Raw genomic sequence first — 19,866 nt, 5'->3', positions numbered from 1 at the left:
TCGGTCGGAGCGGTCTTCACACCGGCGTCACGACGGGACGCGGCCCGTCGCCGTCCCACCATAGCCACAGGAGAACACTGTTGGATTAGGTAACCCTTACCTTAGTATGTCGCCGACCCCCGGCCCAAGGGCCGGGACCGACCGGCTGGGGAGGCACGCTGCTGTGTGCGGTTCCGAGGAAGTCCTGGCGTACTGGCGGCGGTTGCTGGCACCACTCCCGCCGGAGATCTCACTCCCCGTCGACCGGCCCCACCCGCCGGAGCCGGCGCACGAGCGGCACACCCGGGAACTGCCGGGCGGCCGGGGCGCCGCCGACGTGCCCGACGCCCCCGACCCCGTGCTGCTCGCGGCCTTCGCCGCGCTGCTGCACCGCTACAGCGGTGCCACGGACCTCACCGTCGGACACGGCGGGCTCCCGCTGCGGGTCTCCCTCGACCACGAGCCCACCTTCCAGGAGCTGGTACGGCGCGTGACCCAGGCGTGGGAGGAGGCAGAGACGCACCGGGCGCCCCTGGAACTCCTCGTCGACGAGCTGCGCCCGCAGCCGGCGCGCGGCGGCGGGCTGTTCTTCAACACCGCCTTCGGCACGGCCGCCCGGCCCGCGACGGAGCTCCCCGCCCCGGTCGACCTGCTGCTGCAGGCCGGACAGGGCAGCCTCCGCGTGACATACGATCCCGGTGTCTTCGACGGCGCCACCGCCGAGCGGTTGCTCGGCCACTACCGGACCCTCCTCGCCGACGCCCTGGCACGGCCCGGCACCCCCGTCGCCCGGCTCGCCCTCATGGACGAGGACGAGTACCGGCAGACCGTCGTCGACTGGAACGCCACCGGCCACACCGTCCCTCCGGCCACCTGGCCCGCCATGTTCGCCGAGCAGGTCCGGCTGCGCCCCGACGCCGTCGCCCTGGTCTTCGAGGACGAGGAGCTGACGTACGCCGAACTCGACGAGAGGGCCAACCGGCTCGCGCACGCCCTGCTCGCGCGCGGCGCCGGCCCCGAGCGGATCGTCGCCCTGGCGCTCCCGCGCTCCGCCGAGCTGATCGTCGCCGAGGTGGCCGTCCTCAAGTCCGGCGCCGCGTACCTGCCGATCGACCACGACTACCCGGCGGACCGCATCGCGTACATGCTCGGCGACGCCGGACCCGTCTGCATGGTGACGACCTCCGGCACCGCGCGGGAACTCCCTGAGCGGGACGGCATGGCACTGCTGGAACTCGACGCTCCCGGCACGGCCGCCGAGCTGCAACGGCGGCCGGCCCACGACCCCACGGACGAGGACCGGGGCGCGCCCCTCACCGTCCTCGGCGCCGCCTACGTGATCTACACCTCGGGCTCGACCGGCCGGCCCAAGGGCGTCGTCCTCGCCCACAGCGGAGTCGCCAAACTCGTCGCCACGCAGAGCGAGCGGTTCGGCATCGGCCCGCACAGCCGGGTCCTCCAGTTCGCCTCGCCCAGCTTCGACGTCGCCTTCTGGGACCTGTGCCTCGGGCTGCTCTCCGGCGGCCGCCTCGTCGTCGTCCCCGCCGAGCGACGCGTCCCCGGAGCGCCGCTCGCCGACTACGCCTACGCGCATGGCATCACGTTCATGATCCTGCCGCCCGCCCTGCTCGCCGCCATGCCCGACGACGTCCGACTGCCGCCCACCGCCACCCTGCTGGCCGGCACCGAGCGGGTCTCGCCCGAGCTGGTGGGACGGTACGCGCGCGGCCGGATGATGTTCAACGCCTACGGCCCCACCGAGGCCACCACCAACTCCACGCTGGGACTGTGCGATCCGGACACCCCGGCCGGCGCCATCGTGCCGATCGGCGTACCCGACCCTGGCACCCGCGCCTACGTCCTCGACGCCTGGCTCCAGCCCGTCCCCGCGGGCGTGACCGGCGAGCTGTACCTCGGTGGCGCGGGCCTCGCCCGGGGCTATCTCGGCCGCCCCGCCCTGAGCGCCGAGCGGTTCGTCGCCGACCCCTTCGGCGCGCCCGGTGAGCGCCTCTACCGCACCGGGGACCTGGTCCGCCGGAAGACGGACGGGCGGCTGGAGTTCCTCGGCCGCGCCGACGCCCAGGTCAAGATCCGCGGCTTCCGCATCGAGCCGGGCGAGATCGAGTCCGTACTGCGCGGCCACCCGGCCGTCGACCAGGTTACCGTGATCGTCCGCGAGGACCGCCCGGGCGACCGGCGGCTCGCCGCGTACGTCGTCCCCGCCCTCGAAGCGCCACGCGCCGAGGACCCGGACGCCCAGGTCGAGGAGTGGAAGGACCTGCACGAACTCCTCTACCGTGCCGCCGGATCGGAGGGCCTGCGCGAGAACTTCGCCGGCTGGAACAGCATGTACGACGGCACGCCGATCCCCGTCGAGGAGATGCGCGAATGGCGGGACGCGACCGTCGAGCGCATCCGCGGACTCGGCCCGCTGCGCAGGGTGCTGGAGATCGGCGTCGGCAGCGGACTGATCCTGTCCCGGATCGCCCCCGGCTGCGAGACCTACTGGGGCACCGACCTCTCGCACGAGGCGATCGCCGCACTGCGCACCCAGGTGGCGGCCGACCCCGACCTGGCCGCCAAGGTCGAACTGAGCGCCCGGCCCGCACACGACACCGAAGGGCTGCCCACCGGCTACTTCGACACCGTCGTCCTCAACTCCGTCGCCCAGTACTTCCCCAGCGCCGACTACCTCCTCGACGTGCTCCACCGCCTCTCCGGGCTGCTCGCCCCCGGCGGCCGGATCTTCGTGGGCGACGTACGCAACCTGCGCCTCCTGCGCACCCTGCGCGCCGCCGTCGAGACCCGCCGCGCCGCCACCGGCGGTGATGCCGAGGACAAGAGCGCCCTGCGCGCCGCCGTCGAACGGTCGGTGCGCTGGGAGGGCGAACTCCTCCTCGACCCGGACTACTTCGCCGCTCTCGACGGCTTCGACGCCGACCTGCGGATCAAGCGGGCCGTCCACCACAACGAGCTGAGCCGCTACCGCTACGACGTCGTCCTGCGCCCCGCGGAGCCCGCTGCTCCCGCTGCTCCCGCTGCTCCCGCACCGGACGAGCGGGAGGTCCCCTGGCCGGCCGCCGGAGGCCCGGCCGGTCTCGCAGGACTGCTCGCCGAACGGCCGAGCCGGCTGCGGCTCACCGGTGTGCCCAACGCACGCCTCGCCGACGACCTGGCGGACCTGCGGAGCCTGGAGGACGCCGGCAGCGGCGGCGCGGCTCCCGGAGCCGACCCGGAGGACATCCGCACCCTCGCCGCCGAGCACGGCTACCGGGCCGCCCTCACCTGGAACGGCAGCGCCGACGACGGTGCGTTCGACGCCGTCCTCGTCCCCGGCGACCCGGGAGACGCACCCCTCACCGGGGTGTACCGGAGCACCGGCGCATACCCCCGCGCCAACCGGCCCGCACCCTTCCGTGACGTCGCTGCGCTGATGAGGACGGTCCGCACGCACGCCGCCGAATGGCTGCCCGAATACATGGTCCCCTCCGCGTTCGTCCCCCTGCACGCCCTGCCGGTCACCCCGAGCGGCAAGATCGACGCACAGGCGCTGCCCGTCCCCGACCTCACGGCCATGAGCTCCGGTCGGCCCCCGCGCACCGCCCGCGAGAAACTGCTCTGCGGACTGTACGCAGACGTCCTCGGCCTCGCCTCGGTCACGGCCGAGGACGACTTCCTCGCCCTCGGCGGCGACAGCATCAGCGCCATCCGGCTGCTGATCAAGGCGCGCGAGGCGGGCCTGCGGCTCACGCCCCGCGACGTGTTCCGGCACCGCACGGCCGAGGCGCTCGCGAAGGCGGCCGTCGAACGGACCGAGGAGTCCGCCGAGTCCGCCGAGAACGAGGTGCTGATCGCGCCGGACGCGGCCGAAACCGCCGAGATCCAGGGCGAACACCCGCTCGCGATCGAGGAACTGCTGCCCCTCACCCCGCTCCAGCAGGGCTTCTACTTCCACTCCCTGACCGGCGGCGCGGAAAGCGACACCTATGTGGTGCAGCAGGTCGTCGACCTCGCGGGACCGGTCGACGGCGCCGCCCTTCGCCGCGCCGCACAGCGGCTCCTTGACCGCCACGCCCCGCTGCGGGCCGCCTTCCGCCGGCGCACCGACGGCACCCCGGTCCAGATCGTCAGCCGCGGCGTCGAACTGCCGTGGCGGGAGGTCGACCTCTCGGCCCAGGACGGGACGGTCCGGGAGACCCTCGGCGAGGAGGTCGCGGCGGAGGAACGGGCCGCGGGCTTCGACCTCTCCGCACCGCCGCTGGTGCGCTGCGCCCTGCTCCGCCTCGGCGACGCCCGCAGCCGCCTCGTCCTGACGTTCCACCACATCGTCGCCGACGGCTGGTCCCTGCCGGTCCTGCACCGCGAACTCATGTCGTGCTACGGCACCGACACGCCACCGCTTCCCGAAGTCGCCCCGTACCGCGCCTTCCTGCGCCGCCTCGGCGCACAGGACGGGGACGCGGCCCGCACCGCCTGGCGCACCGCACTCGCCGGGCTCGAAGGACCCACCCGCCTCGACGGGGGGACCCGGCTCGTCGGCACCCCGGCCGCGGGCGCGCCCACCCGCCCCGCGCACGTCCGGGTGGAGCTGTCCGAGCGCACCACGGCCCGCCTCGGCGAGCGGGCGCGCGAGCACGGCGTCACCCTCGGCACCGTGGTCCAGGCCGCCTGGGGGCTGCTGCTCGGCAGGCTCACCGGCCGGGACGACGTGGTCTTCGGCACCACCGTCTCGGGCCGTGACAGCGAGGTCGACGGCATCGCCTCGATGGTGGGCCTGTTCATCAACACCCTGCCGACACGCTTCAGATGGGCACCGGACGAGAGCTTCGGGACGCTCCTGGCCCGCCTCCAGGCAGAGCAGGCGCACCTCTTCGACCACCAGCACCTCGGTCTCGCGGAGATCCAGCGCCTGACCGGCCACGCGGGCGAGGGCGAACTCTTCGACACCCTCGTGGTGTTCGAGAACTACCCCGCCGACACCGGGCTGCGGGACGCCTCGGGCCGGGTGCGGATCACCGGCCACGCCATCCACGACGCCGTCCACTATCCCCTCGCCCTCGTCGTCAAGCCCGGCCGGCGGCTGGATCTGCGGCTCAAGCACCACGCGGAGCGGCTGGACGGCGACACCGTCCGCGCGCTCGGCGACCGCCTGACGCGCATCCTGGAGGCGATCGCCGAGGACCCGGACAGACCCGCCGCCTCCGCCGACCTGCTCTCGCCCGACGAGGCGCTGCGCGCCCACCCCGCCGGTGAGCAACACACCGTTCCCGAGACGACCCTGGCGGGGGCCTTCGCCGCACAGGTCGCACGCACCCCCGACGCCACGGCCGTCGTCTTCGAGGACGAGCGGCTCTCCTACGCCGGACTCGACGCGCGCGCCGAGGCACTCGCGGCCCGTCTGCGCGGCCGCGGCGCCGGTCCCGGTGCGTTCGTCGCCGTCGCCGTCCCGCGGTCGACCGAGCTGATGGTGGCACTGCTCGGCGTCCTCAAGTCGGGCGCGGCCTATCTGCCGGTCGACCCTGACTACCCGGCGGACCGGGTGGCCCACATGCTCGCCGACTCGGGCGCCACGACCGTGCTCGCCGTCTCCGCCACCGTAGGCCGGCTGCCGGAGCGGTACGGCCCGGCGGTCCTGCTGCTCGACACCCCGCAGCCGGGCCCGGGCGCTGGGCGCCCGGCGTGCCCCGCTGGTCCCGCCGATGCGGAGTCGGCGGAGGCCGGTGCGAGTCCGACGGCGATCACGGACACCGGGTCCGGATCCCCTGTGGACTCGCGTGCCGGGTCCGGATCTCCTGTGGACTCGCGTGCCGGGTCCGGATCTCCTGTGGACTCGCGTGCCGGGTCCGGATCTCCTGTGGACTCGCGTGCCGGGTCCGGATCTCCTGTGGACTCGCGCGTCGGGTCCGCGGTCGGGTCGGGTGCGGGGCCGGGTGTCCGCGTCGTCGCCGACGCCGGCACCGCTGCGTCGGCGGACGGGCGTGGCGGTCCAGGCACCCGGGGCGCGATAGCCTCCGGGGTCGCGGCGTCGGCGGACGGGCGTGGCGGCTCCGCCCCGGTCGGCACGGGCACCGCGCGTCCCGCGCACCCCGGTGATCCGGCCGGGGCGGGCGCCCCGCGCCCCGCCCGCCCCGACGACCCCGCCTACCTCATCTACACCTCCGGCTCGACCGGACGGCCCAAGGGCGTCGTCGTCACCCACCGCGCCATCGTCAACCGGCTCGCGTGGATGCAGGGCGCCTACGGTCTCCGCCCCGACGACCGGGTGCTCCAGAAGACCCCGTCCAGCTTCGACGTGTCCGTGTGGGAGTTCTTCTGGCCGCTCGTCGAAGGCGCGGCCGTGGTCCTCGCCCGGCCGGACGGCCACCGCGACCCCGCCTATCTGGCCGCGCTCGTACGCGAACGGGCCGTCACCACCATGCACTTCGTCCCGTCCATGCTGGAGGCGTTCCTCCAGTCGGACGACGTCACCGCCGATCCCGCCTGGGCGGCGTCGCTGCGGCGCGTGCTGAGCAGCGGCGAGGCGCTGCCGGCCGCCGCCGCACACCGCTGGCACACGCTGACCGGTGTGCCGCTGCACAATCTGTACGGCCCCACCGAGGCCGCAGTCGACGTCACGTACCACCCGTACGACCCGCGCCAGGACAGCGAATCGGGTCCCGCCGTGCCCATCGGCCGGCCGGTGTGGAACACCGGGCTGCGGGTGCTGGACTCCTGCCTGCGGCCGGTCCCCGACGGCGTTCCCGGCGAGCTCTACCTCACCGGCGTGCAACTGGCCCGGGGCTACCACGCCCGCCCGGCGCTGACCGCCGAGCGGTTCACCGCCGACCCGTACGGGCCGCCCGGCAGCCGCATGTACCGCACCGGCGACCTCGTACGGCGCCGCGCGGACGGCGTGGTCGAGTACCTCGGCCGCACCGACCGGCAGGTGAAGCTGCGCGGCAACCGCATCGAGCCCGGCGAGATCGAGGCCGCGCTGGTGCGCCTGCCCGAGGTCGCCCAGGCCGCCGTGACCGTACGGGACAACGCCCTGGTGGCCCACGTCGTACCGTCGGCGCCCGAATACCCCGACCCGGCCGCGCTGAGCGCGGCCCTGGCCGATGAGCTCCCCGCCCCCATGGTCCCGACCGCCTGGGTCGTCCTCGACGCTCTGCCCCTCACTCCCAGCGGCAAGCTCGACCGGGCCGCACTGCCGGCCCCGGGGACCGTACGCGCCGCCGCCCGCGCCCCGCGGAACGCCCGCGAGCAGCTCCTCACCGAGATCTTCGCCGCCGTCCTCGCTCTCGCGGACGTCGGCATCGACGACGACTTCTTCCTCCTCGGCGGCGACAGCATCAGCTCCATCGCCGTGTGCAGCCGCGCCCGCCGCGCGGGCCTGGCGATCGGCCCGCGCGACGTCTTCGAGCACCGCACCCCGGCGGCGCTCGCCGCAGCGGCTGCCGTCGCCGGCCCCGCGACGCCCGAACAGCCCCCGGCCGCGGCGGCGTTCACGCTCACCGACGAGGAGCGCGCACAGGTCGAGCGGCTCGCCCCGGGCCGCATCGAGGACGTGTGGCCGCTCGCCCCCCTCCAGGAGGGCCTGTTCTTCCACTCCACGTACGACGACAGCTCCCTGGACGTGTACACGGTCCATGAGTCCTTCGACCTCGCCGAGACCGTGGACGCGGAACGGCTCCGGGCGGCGACGCGGGCCCTGCTGGCCCGCCACCCCGGCCTGCGCGCCGGGTTCACCAGCGAAGGGCTGCCCAGGCCCGTGCAGTTCCTCGTGCGCGACGCGGAGATCCCGCTGACGGAGGTGGACCTGTCCGGCCTGCCGCCCGCCGAGCAGGACCGGCGGATGCGCGCGCTGATGGACGAGGAGCGCCTCCGCCGCTTCGACCTGTCCCGCCCGCTGCTCTTCCGGATGCTGCTCGTGCGGCTCGGCGACGGGCGCGGCGACCGGCTCGTCATCGGCCGCCACCTCATCCTCTGGGACGGCTGGTCCGCCTGGCTGTTCCTGGACGAGCTGTTCGCACTCTACGAGCAGGGCGGCGACACGGCGGGCCTCGGCCGCCCCGGCTCGTACCGCTCCTATCTGACCTGGCTGGAGCGCCAGGACGACGCCGAGGCGACCCGCGCCTGGCGCACCGCCCTGGCCGGCTTCGACGAGCCCACACTGCTGGTGCCCGCCGCCGCCGACCGGGGCCTCGAACCCGTCGTCCCCGAGCACCTCGACGCCGTACTCGACGCGGAGGCCGCCGAGCGGCTGCGCACCACCGCCCGCCGCCACGGCCTGACGCCCAACACGGTGCTCAACGCCGCCTGGGGGCTCGCCCTCGCCAGTGCGACCGGCCGCACCGACGTCGTCTTCGGCACCACCGTCGCCGGCCGGCCGAGCGAGGTCCCCGACGTCGAGAACGTCGTCGGCATGTTCCTCAACACCGTGCCCGCCCGCATCGCCTACGACCCGCGCGAGTCCGTGCTCGACCTGCTGCGCCGCATCCAGGGCGAACGGCTCGCGCTGATGCCGTACGAGTACCTGAGCCTCGGCGTCCTCCAGGCCGAGACGGGCCACCGGCGGCTCTTCGACACACTCTTCGTGCTGCGCAACGCCGACACCGACCAGCGGCTCGGCGCGCTGCGCGAGCGGCACGGAGCCACGGCGGTCGCCAACGTGGACGCCACCCACTACCCGGCCAACGTGATCGTCACCCCCGGCGACCAGGTCCGCGTCACCCTCGCCTACCGCCCCGACCTGCTCGACGGCGCCTACGCACGCGGCCTGCTGGACCGGTTCGTACTCCTGGTGGACCGGCTCGTCGCCGACCCGTCCGCCGCCGTCGGCTCGCTCGACCCGCTGCTGCCCGCCGAGGCCGCCGCACTCGCCCGCGAGGAGGCCGGGCAGCGCCAGCCCGTCCCGCGCGAGACCGTCGCGGACATGCTCGCCGCCCAGGCGGCCCGCACCCCGGACACCACCGCGCTCGTCTTCGGCTCCCGCACGCTGACATACGCCGAACTCGACGCGCGCTGCAACCGCATGGCCCGGCTGCTGCTCGCGCGCGGCGCAGGCCCCGAGCGGGTCGTCGCGCTCGGCCTGCCCCGCTCGATCGACATGGTCGTGGCCCTCTTCGCCGTCCTGCGCACCGGCGCCGCCTACCTGCCGCTGGAGCTGGACCACCCGGCCGAGCGGCTCTCGCTGACGCTGGCCGACGCCCGCCCGCTGCTCCTGCTGTCCACCCGGGCGGTCTCGGCGACCCTCACCGGCGAGACCCCGCGCGTGCTGCTCGACGACCCGGACGTGGCCGCCGAGCTCGCGGACCTGCCCGCCGACCCCGTGGAGCTGTCCTTCAGCCTCGACCACCCGGCGTACGTGATCTACACCTCCGGCTCCACGGGCCGCCCCAAGGGTGTCGTCACCCCGTACGTCGGCCTGACGAACATGCAGCTCAACCACCAGAAGGAGATCTTCGCCCCGGCCGTCGCGTCGGCCGGCGGACGGCGGCTGAGGATCGCGCACACCGTGTCGTTCGCCTTCGACATGTCCTGGGAGGAACTGCTCTGGCTCGTCGAGGGCCACGAGGTGCACATCTGCGACGAGGAGCTGCGCCGTGACGCCACCGCCCTGGTGGCGTACTGCGAGGAGCACCGCGTCGACGTGGTGAACGTGACGCCCACGTACGCCCATCTCCTCATCGAGGAGGGACTGCTGGAGGGGCACAGGCCGCCGCTCGTGCTGCTCGGCGGCGAGGCCGTCACCGAGACCGTGTGGAACACCCTGCGGGACACCGAGGGCACCTACGGCTACAACCTGTACGGCCCCACCGAGTACACGATCAACACCCTCGGCGGCGGCACCCACGACAGCGCCACGCCGACCGTCGGCCGCCCCATCCGCGCCACCCGCGGCCGGATCCTCGACACCTGGCTCCGGCCTGCGCCCGACGGTGTCGCGGGCGAGCTGTACATCGCCGGAGTCGGCCTGGCCCGCGGCTACCTCGACCGGCCGGGCCTGACGGCGGAGCGGTTCGTGGCCGATCCGTACGGGCGGCCGGGCGAGCGCATGTACCGCACCGGCGACCTGGTGCGACGGCGGCCCGACGGCAACCTGGACTTCCTCGGCCGCACCGACGACCAGGTCAAGATCCGCGGCCACCGGGTGGAGCTCGGCGAGATCGAGACGGTCCTCGCCCAGCACCCCGAGGTGTCGCAGGCCGCCGTGGTCGCCCGCGACGACACCCACGCACCGGGAACGCAGCGGCTGGTGGGCTATGTCGTCCCGGCCGAACCCGGAGCGGAGGCACGGGAGTCGGCCGAGCGGGAGCAGATCGGCGAATGGCAGGAGATCTACTCCGCCGAGTACGCCGAGATCGGCACGGCCGTCTTCACCGAGGACTTCGCCGGCTGGGACAGCTCCTACGACGGCGCGCCGATCCCGCTGGAGCACATGCGCGAGTGGCGCGAGGCCACCGTCGAGCGGATCCGTGAGCTGCGGCCGCGGCGGATCCTGGAGATCGGCGTCGGATCCGGCCTGCTGCTTTCACGGCTCGCGCCGGACGCCGAGACCTACTGGGCGACGGACTTCGCCGCGCCCGTCATCCGCAAGCTCGGCGAGGACCTGAGGACCGATCCGGAACTGGCCGCGAAGGTGGAACTGCGCTGCCAGGCCGCCGAGGTGACCGACGGCCTGCCGGCCGGCTCCTTCGACACCGTCGTCATCAACTCCGTCGTGCAGTACTTCCCGAGCCTGGACCATCTGCACACCGTGATCCGCGGCGCCATGGGACTGCTCGCGCCCGGCGGCGCCCTGTTCCTCGGCGACGTACGCGATCTGCGCCAGGCGCGGGTGTTCCAGGCGGGCATCCAGGCCGCGCGCGCGGGCGAGGACACCGACCCGCAGGCCCTGCGGCGCGCCGTGGACCGGGGCCTCGCCCTGGAGAAGGAACTGCTCGTCGACCCCGACTGGTTCACCACCCTCGGCGTCGGCGTCGAACTGCGCACCAAGGCGGGCCGGCACCACAACGAGCTGACCCGGTACCGGTACGACGTCGTCCTCCACGACTCCGCGGACGCGCAGCCCCTCGACGCCGCCCCCGTGGTCGACTGGTCCGGGCCCGCCGAGCTCGCCGCACGCCTGGACGGTGCTCCGCTGCTCCGCGTCCGGGGCATTCCGGACGCACGGACGGCCGCCGACCTCGCGGCGATGCGCGCGATCGACACCGGCAGGCTGCCCGGCCCTGCCGCCGCGGGGGAGGAGCCGGAGGACCTGATCGCCCTCGGCGCCGCCCACGGCCACCGGACCCTGACCACCTGGTCCGGTGAACCCGGCTGCTTCGACGCCGTGTTCGTACGCACCGACACCGGCACCGACACCGGCACCGACACCGGCACCGACACCGGCACCGACACCGGCACCGACACCGGCACCGGCACCGGCACCGACACCGGCACCAGCACTGACACCGGCACCGACACCGACACCGGCACCAGCACTGGCACCGACGCCGGCCCGCGCCGCACGACGGGCCTGCACCTGCCCCGTACCGACCGCGGCGCCGCCCCCTACGCCAACACCCCCACCGCGGGCCGCGGCAACGGCGCCCTCGTGCGCAGGCTGCGCGAGGACCTGGGGCAGCGGCTGCCCGGCTACATGGTCCCCGCCGCCTTCGTCGTCCTGCCGCGGCTGCCGATGAACGACAACGGCAAGCTCGACGTGCGGGCACTGCCCGACGCCGAGCCCGCCGTGGCGCTCACCGCGGGCCGTGGACCGCGCACCCCCGTCGAAGAGGTGCTCTGCCGGCTCTTCGCCGACGTGCTCGGCCTGCCCCGCACCGGGGCCGAGGACGACTTCTTCGACCTCGGCGGGCACTCACTGCTCGCGACCCGGCTGATCAGCCGCGCCCGCACCGAACTGGGCGCGGAGCTCGCCATCCGCGACCTGTTCGAGGCCCCGACCCCCGCCGCACTGGCGCTGCGGGCGGACGCAGGACGGCCCGCCCGCCCGGTCCTGGAGCCCGTACCGGTTTCCCAGCGTCCCGCGCGGATCCCGCTGTCCGCGGCCCAGCGGCGGCTCTGGCTGGTCGAGCGGATCACCGGCGGCGGCGTCGCGTACAACTTCCCGCTGGTCTTCCGGCTCCGCGGCGCCCTGGACCTCGACGCGCTGCGCGCCGCGCTCGGCGATGTGACGGCACGCCACGAGGCGCTGCGCACCCGCTTCGTGGAGGAGGACGGCGAGCCGTACCAGTGGATCGTGCCCGCCGGAGGGGCCGAGCCCGAGTTCCTCGTGGTCGACTGTGCCGAGGACGAGCTCGCCGCACGGATCGCGGCGGCCCAGCGCCGTCCGTTCGACCTGCGCACTGAACTCCCCCTGCGGGCCGAAGTGCTGCGGCTCGGCCCGGACGACCTGGTCGTGGCACTGGTGCTGCACCACATCACCACCGACGAGTGGTCGGACCGGCCGTTCCTCGCCGATCTGCACCGCACGTACAGCGCCCGCGCGGCGGGCCTCGCGCCCGGCCCGGAGCCGCTGCCGGTCCAGTACGCCGACTACACACTGTGGCAGGAGCGCCTCCTCGCCGAGGTCGGCGACCGCCAGCTGGAGTACTGGACGGCGAAGCTCCGCGGACTGCCCGAGGAGATCCCGCTGCCGCTGGACCGCCCGGGAGCGGCCCGGACCACCGGCCGGGGCGCCACCGTCCGCCTCGCGCTGCCCGACGCGACCGCGGCCGCGCTGCGGGAGCTGGCCGCGGCCCACCAGGTCAGCCTGTTCATGCTGTTCCAGGCGGCGACGGCCGCGCTGCTGCACCGGCTCGGCGCGGGCGACGACATCCCGCTCGGCGCGCCCATCGCGGGCCGCACCGACAGCGCCGTGGACGACCTGGTCGGCTTCTTCGTCAACACCCTCGTGCTGCGCACGGACCTGTCCGGCGCCCCGACCTTCGCCGAACTGCTCGGCCGGGTCCGGGAGGAGGCGCTCGCCGCCTTCGAGCACCAGGACGTGCCCTTCGACCGGGTCGTCGAGGCGGTCAACCCGGCCCGGGTCGCCGACCGCAACCCCCTCTTCCAGGTGATGCTCGGCTACCACCACCGCCCCGACGGGGACCCCGACCTGTTCGGCCTGGCGACCGAGTGGTTCGACATGGACACCGGCATGGCCAAGTTCGACCTCGACTTCACCTTCGTCGACCACGGAGCCGGGCGCGGCATGGCGCTGCTCCTTGAGTACGCCACCGACCTCACCGACGCAGGGACCGCGGCCGCCCTCGCCGGGCGGCTGGTGGACCTCCTCGACCAGGCCGCCCGCGACCCCGAGCGGCCCGTGAGCTCCCTGCGGGTCCTCACCGCCGAGGAGGAGACGGCCTGCGCGACCCTGTGGAACGACACGGCCCGGCCGGTGGAGACCCGGTCCGTCCCCGAACTCCTCGACGACGTCGTACGGGCACGGCCCGACGCCCCCGCCCTGGCCGCCGGGGACACCCGGCTGACCTTCCGCGAACTGTCCGAGCAGGTCGACGCGGTGGCCCGGCTGCTCCGGCGGCGCGGCGCGGGCGCCGAGACGGTGATCGGGCTGGCCCTGCCCCGCCGGCTGATGGTCCCCGCCATCCTCGGCGTCCTGAGGTCGGGGGCGGCCTATCTGCCCCTGGACCCCGAATACCCGGCCGAGCGGCTGGAGTTCATGCTGCGGGACGCGGCACCGCTGTGCGTCCTCACGACGCCGGCGCTCGCGCCGATGCTGCCGGACGGCCCCGTACGGGTGCTGCTGGACGACGCGGGTACGCCGCTGCACGACCCGGCGGCCGCACCGGGCGAGCACGCGCCCGCCGCGGACGGCACCACCGCCCTGGTCGCTCCGTCCGTGCCGGCAGACCCCCCTGCGGCGGATGTCGGGGGCGGCGCGGCGGGCGGCGGGAGCCCCCGGCCCGTGCCCGCCCCGGCCGCGGCCGGCGCCGCGTACGTCATCTTCACCTCCGGCTCCACCGGCACCCCGAAGGGCGTCACCGGAACCCACCGCGGCCTGAGCAACCTCTTCGCGGCCCACCGCGACGACCTCATCACCCCCGCCGAACAGGCGGCCGGCCGCACGGGCCTGCGGGCCGTGCACGCAGCCTCGTTCAGCTTCGACGGATCCTGGGAGTCGCTGCTGTGGCTGCTGGCCGGGCACGAGCTCCATGTGACCGACGAGGCCACCATGACCGACCCGGCCGCGCTCCTCGCGTATCTGGGCCGGGAGCGGATCGACTTCCTCGACGTCACACCGACCTATCTGCGCGAGCTGATCCACCACGGCTTCCTCGCGCCCGGCGGCCACGTCCCGGGTGTGATCGCCGTCGGCGGCGAGGCCACCCCCGCGCCGCTCTGGGAGCGGCTGTGCGCCCTGCCGGACGTCCAGGTCCACGACCTGTACGGCCCCACGGAGTGCGCGGTCGACGCCTACGGCTGGCACGACGACGCCTCCGGCCGGTGGGCCGCCCCGCTCGACAACATCCGCGCCCACGTCCTCGACCCGGCGCTGCGGCCCGTCCCGGCCGGTGTGGCGGGCGAGCTGTACCTGGCGGGCGAGGGCCTGGCACGCGGCTACCTCAACCGCCCGGGGCCGACCGCCGAGCGGTTCACCGCCGACCCGTTCGGGGCGCCCGGCAGCCGCATGTACCGCACGGGCGACCTCGCCAGGCGCCGCGGCGACGGCTCGCTGGAGTTCCTCGGACGCGCCGACGGCCAGGTCAAGCTGCGCGGGTTCCGTATCGAGCCCGGAGAGATCGAGGCGCTGCTCGCCGGGCACCCGGACGTGGCGGCTGCCGCCGTCGTCGTACGCGAGGACACCCCGGGCGTGCGCAGGCTGGTCGCGTACGTCCTGCCCGCCACGGGCCGCGAGCCGGACCCGGCGGAGCTGCGCGACCGCACCGCCTCCGCGCTGCCCGCGCACATGGTGCCCGCGGCCTTCGTCACCGTGCCCGCGCTGCCGCGCACGGTCGCGGGCAAGCTCGACGCCAGGGCGCTGCCCGCACCCGATCTCGCCGCGCTCGCGTCCGGGCGCAGGCCCCGCACCCCGCGCGAGGACCTGCTGTGCGAGGCGTTCGCGGCGGTCCTCGGTGTGCCCGAGGCCGGCATCGACGACGACTTCTTCGCCCTGGGCGGCCACTCGCTGCTGGCCATGCGGCTCGTCGCGCGGATCCGCGCGGTGCTCGGGGCCGACGTGTCCCTGCGCACCGTGTTCGACGCGCCGACCGTGGCCCGGCTCGCGGAACGCCTGGCCCAGGACAGCACGGGCGAGGCCGGCGTCCGCCCGGCGCTGACGGCCGGGCCGCGCCCCGAGCGGCTGCCGCTGTCCTCCGCCCAGCAGCGCCTGTGGGTGCTGTACCAGGTGGAGGGCCCCAGCGCGACGTACAACATCCCCTCGGCGTGGCGGCTGACCGGAGCGCTCGACACCGCGGCGCTGGAGACCGCCGTCCACGATCTCGTCGCCCGGCACGAGACGCTGCGCACGGTCTTCCCCGACGAGGAGGGCCGCGCCTACCAGCGGGTGCTGGAGCCGCACGAGGCCCGCATCCCGTTCCAGGTCGAGGACACGGACGCCGAACGGCTCCCCGAACTGCTGGCGGGGGCCGGGGCGTACGGCTTCGCGCTGGAGCGGGAACTCCCGCTGCGGGTACATGTGTTCCGCACCGGCGACGCGGAATGGACGCTGCTGCTCCTGCTGCACCACATCGCCGGGGACGAGTGGTCGGAGGCCCCGCTCGACCGGGACCTGGCCCTCGCCTACGCGGCCCGTACACAAGGCCGGTCACCCGACTGGGAGCCGCTGCCCGTCCAGTACGCCGACTACACCCTGTGGCAGCGCGACGTCCTCGGCGACGAGAAGGACCCGAGGAGCCTCGCGGCGCGCCAGATCGCCTACTGGCGGCAGGCGCTGGCCGGGCTGCCCGAGGAGCTCGCACTCCCCACCGACCGGCCGCGGCCGCTGGAGTCGAGCTACCGCGGCGGCTCCGCCGACCTCTCGCTCGACGCGGAACTGACCGCGCAGCTGCACCGCTTGGCGCGCGACAACGGCGTCAGCGTGTTCATGGTGCTCCAGGCGGCGGTCGCGACCCTGCTCACCCGGCTGGGCGCGGGCCACGACATCCCGATCGGCAGCCCGATCTCCGGCCGGACCGACGCGGCCCTCGAGGACCTGGTCGGCTTCTTCCTCAACACACTGGTGCTGCGCACCGACACCTCCGGCGATCCGGCCTTCCGCGAACTCCTCGCCCGGGTGCGGGAGAGCGACCTCGCCGCCTTCGACCACCAGGACGTGCCGTTCGAGCGGCTGGTGGAGGTGCTCAACCCCGCCCGCTCGCTCGCCCGCCACCCCCTGTTCCAGGTGATGGTGGTGTACCTGGCGGCAGGCCCGGAGGAGACGGGACTGCCCGGGCTCGCCGCCCGCCGCGACGACGTGGCGCAGACCACCGCCAAGTTCGACCTCTCCTTCGACTTCGTCGAGCGGAGCGACGGCGGCGGCATCGACGGCGTGCTGGAGTACAGCGCCGACCTGTTCGACCACACCACCGCCCAGTCCTTCGCGGACCGGCTGCGGCGCGTCCTGCGGGCCGTGGCCGCCGACCCGGACCTGCCGATCGGACGCATCGGCATCCTCGGCGACGAGGAGCGGAGCCGGCTCATCGGCGGCTGGCACGCCCGGCCGCCGATCGCCGCGCCGACCACGGTGCCGGAGCTGTTCGAGGAGTGCGTGCGCCAGTGGCCGCAGCAGCCCGCCGCGGCCTCCGACGGCATCGCACTCAGCTACGCCGAGCTCAACGCGGAGGCCAACCGCCTGGCGCGCTGCCTGGTCGAACACGGCGCGGGCCCCGAGCGGTTCGTCGCCCTGTCGCTGCCGCGGACCGCACGCTTCCTGGTGGCCGTGCTCGCCGTGCACAAGGCGGGCGCCGCGTATCTGCCCCTCGACCCCGACGCTCCGGCGGAGCGCACGGCCGACGTCCTCGCCGACGCCCGGCCCGTCCTGACCCTCACCACGGAGGAGTTCGCGGCGACGCTGCCCACCGGCGCCGAGGTACTGGTGGTCGACGAACCCGCCACCGCGGAGCGGATCGCCGCCCGGGACGCGGCCGACCTCACCGACGCCGAGCGGACCGGACCCCTCGGCCCCCGCCACCCGGCCTACGTCATCTACACCTCCGGCTCCACCGGGCGCCCCAAGGGCGTCGTGGTCACCCACGAGACCCTCGGCCACCTCTTCCACAGCCACCGCGAGACCCTCTACGCACCGGCGATCGAGGCCACCGGCCGGCGCCATCTGCGCGCCGGCCACGCCTGGTCCTTCTTCTTCGACGCCTCCTGGCAGCCCCAGCTGTGGCTGCTGGACGGCCACTGCGTCCACATCGTGTCCGAGGAGGTCCGGCGCGACCCCGAACTCCTCGCCGCGGCCGTGGCCGCGCACCGCTTCGACTTCCTGGAGGTCACCCCGTCGCTGTTCGCGCAGATGGCCGACAGCGGGCTGCTGCGCGGCGACGACTGCCCCCTCTCCGTCGTCGGCGTCGGCGGCGAGGCCGTGCCCGTCGCGCTGTGGCGGCGGCTGGCCGCACTGCGCGGCACCGAGGCGTTCAACCTGTACGGGCCGACCGAGTCGACCGTGGACGCCCTGGTGGCGCGGGTCGGCGACAGCGAACGCCCGCTGGTGGGCCGCCCCGTGGCCGGGACCCGGGCCTACGTCCTTGACCGGCTGCTCCAGCCGGTGCCGCCCGGAGTCACCGGCGAGCTGTACCTGGCGGGCGGCGGTCTGGCCCGTGGCTACCTCGGCAGCCCGGGAGCGACGGCCGAGCGGTTCGTCGCCGACCCGTTCGGCGAGCCGGGCACGCGGCTCTACCGCACCGGCGACCTCGCACGCTGGACCGCAGACGGGCGCATCGACTACCTCGGCAGGGCCGACGACCAGGTCAAGATCCGCGGATTCCGCATCGAGCCCGCCGAGATCGAGTCGGCGCTCGCCGGACATCCCGGCGTCGCCCAGGCCCTGGTGACGGTGCATCAGGACGGGCTACGAAAGCAGCTCGTGGCCTACGTCGTCCCGCCCCCCGGCGTGTCCACCGACCCGGCCGAGCTGCGCGCCCACGTCGGCTCCCGGCTGCCCGACCACATGGTCCCCGCCGCAGTCGTCGCCCTCGACCGCTTCCCCCAACTGCCCAACGGCAAGCTGGACCGGGCCGCGCTGCCCGCGCCCGACTTCTCCGCCCTGTCGACGGGACGGCCGCCCTCCACCCCCGTGGAGAAGCTGCTGTGCGCGGTCTTCGCCGATGTGCTGGGCCTCGAACAGGTCAGTGTGGACGCCGACTTCTTCGCCCTCGGCGGCGACAGCATCGTCGCGATGCAGCTCGTCGGCCGGGCCCGGACCGCGGGCGTACGGATCACTCCGCGGCTGGTCTTCCGCCACCGCACCGTCGCCGGCCTGAGCACGGTCGCCGAGGCCGTCGACGCGTCCGCACCGCGCCCGGAGGACGATGGCACCGGAACCGTCCCGCTCACCCCGGTCATGCACTGGCTGCGCGAACTCGGCGGCCCCATCGCCACCTACCACCAGGCCGCGCTCGTACGCACCCCCGCACAGCTGGACCTGCCCGGCCTGGCCGCCGTGCTCCAGGCGCTCGCCGAGCGGCACGACCTGCTGCGGGCGACGCTCGTGCGGCCTTCGCGCGACGACACCGACGCCTGGTCGCTGCACGTCCCGCCCGCCGGCGCCGTCGACGCCGCCCGCTGGATCGAACGGGTCGACGTGGCCGGCCTCGGCGCGGAGGCGCTGAGGGAGACCGTACGGCAGCACGCGCACACGGCACGGGCGCTGCTGGACCCGGACGCGGGCGCGATGGTGCGGGCCGTGTGGTTCGACGCGGGGGACGCCCCCGGCCGGCTGCTGCTGATGGCCCACCACCTGGTCGTCGACGGGGTGTCCTGGCGCGTGCTGCTGCCCGACCTGGCGGCGGCCTGGCAGGACGTCTCCGCCGGGCGTCCGGTGCGGCTCGACCCCGTCGAGACGTCCTTCGCCCGCTGGTCGCGGCTCCTGACCGAGCTGGCCCAGGACCCGGCGCGCGAGGCTGAACTGCCCGTCTGGACCGCCGTGCTGGACGGCGCCACGGAACCGTTCCCGCTCGCAGGCGAACGGGACCCGGAGCGCGACACGACCGCGGCCCTGCGGGAGCTGAGCCTGCGCCTGCCGGCCGAGCGCACCGGCCCGCTGCTGTCAGCCGTGCCCGCCGCGTACGGCGCCGCGGTCGACGATGTGCTGCTCGCCGGGCTCGGGCTGGCCTTCGCCGACTGGCGGCGGCGCAACGGCGGCTCGGGCTCCGCGGTCCTCGTCGACCTCGAAGGCCACGGCCGTGAGGAGGAGCTGGCCGGGGACAGCGCCGATCTGTCCCGCACGGTGGGCTGGTTCACCAGCGTCCACCCGGTCCGGCTGGATCCCGGTCCGGCCGACCCCGCCGATGCCTTCGCGGGCGGCCCGGCGGCGGCCGAGGCCGTGCGGCGCGTACGCGAGCACCTGGCGTCGCTGCCGGCGAACGGCGTCGGCTACGGCATGCTGCGGCACCTCAACCCGCGGACGCGCGAGGTCCTGGCGGCCCGCGAACCGGCCCGCGTCGAGTTCAACTACCTGGGCCGGTTCGGCATCCCGGAGGCGACGGACTGGTCCTACGCGCCCGAGGAGGACGCCGCCGACATCGGCCCCGAGCCCGCGATGCGCGAGGGCCACGCCCTGAGCATCAACGTGGTGACCGAGGACCGGGCGGACGGACCGGTGCTCTCCGCCCACTGGTCCTATCTGGAAGGGGTGCTGCCGCGCGAGGCGGTGCAGGACCTCGCGGAGACCTGGTTCAGGGCGCTGGAGGGCCTGATCGCCTGGGCGGAGCAGCACACGGATCCATCGTCCTGAGC

General features: G+C 74.8%; 1 protein-coding gene. It reads left to right on the top strand.

From position 1 onward, the window contains the following. The first annotated feature begins 163 nt into the window (after positions 1–163). Positions 164–19,864 carry a non-ribosomal peptide synthetase gene (locus KK483_RS01145; protein WP_262002958.1) on the top strand — a complete coding sequence of 6,567 codons (19,701 nt, stop codon included), beginning with the start codon at positions 164–166 and terminating at the stop codon, positions 19,862–19,864. Positions 19,865–19,866 lie beyond the last annotated feature (2 nt).

Source organism: Streptomyces sp. FIT100 (assembly GCF_024584805.1).
Taxonomy (GTDB): domain Bacteria; phylum Actinomycetota; class Actinomycetes; order Streptomycetales; family Streptomycetaceae; genus Streptomyces.
This window is presented reverse-complemented; position numbering and strand designations above follow the sequence as displayed.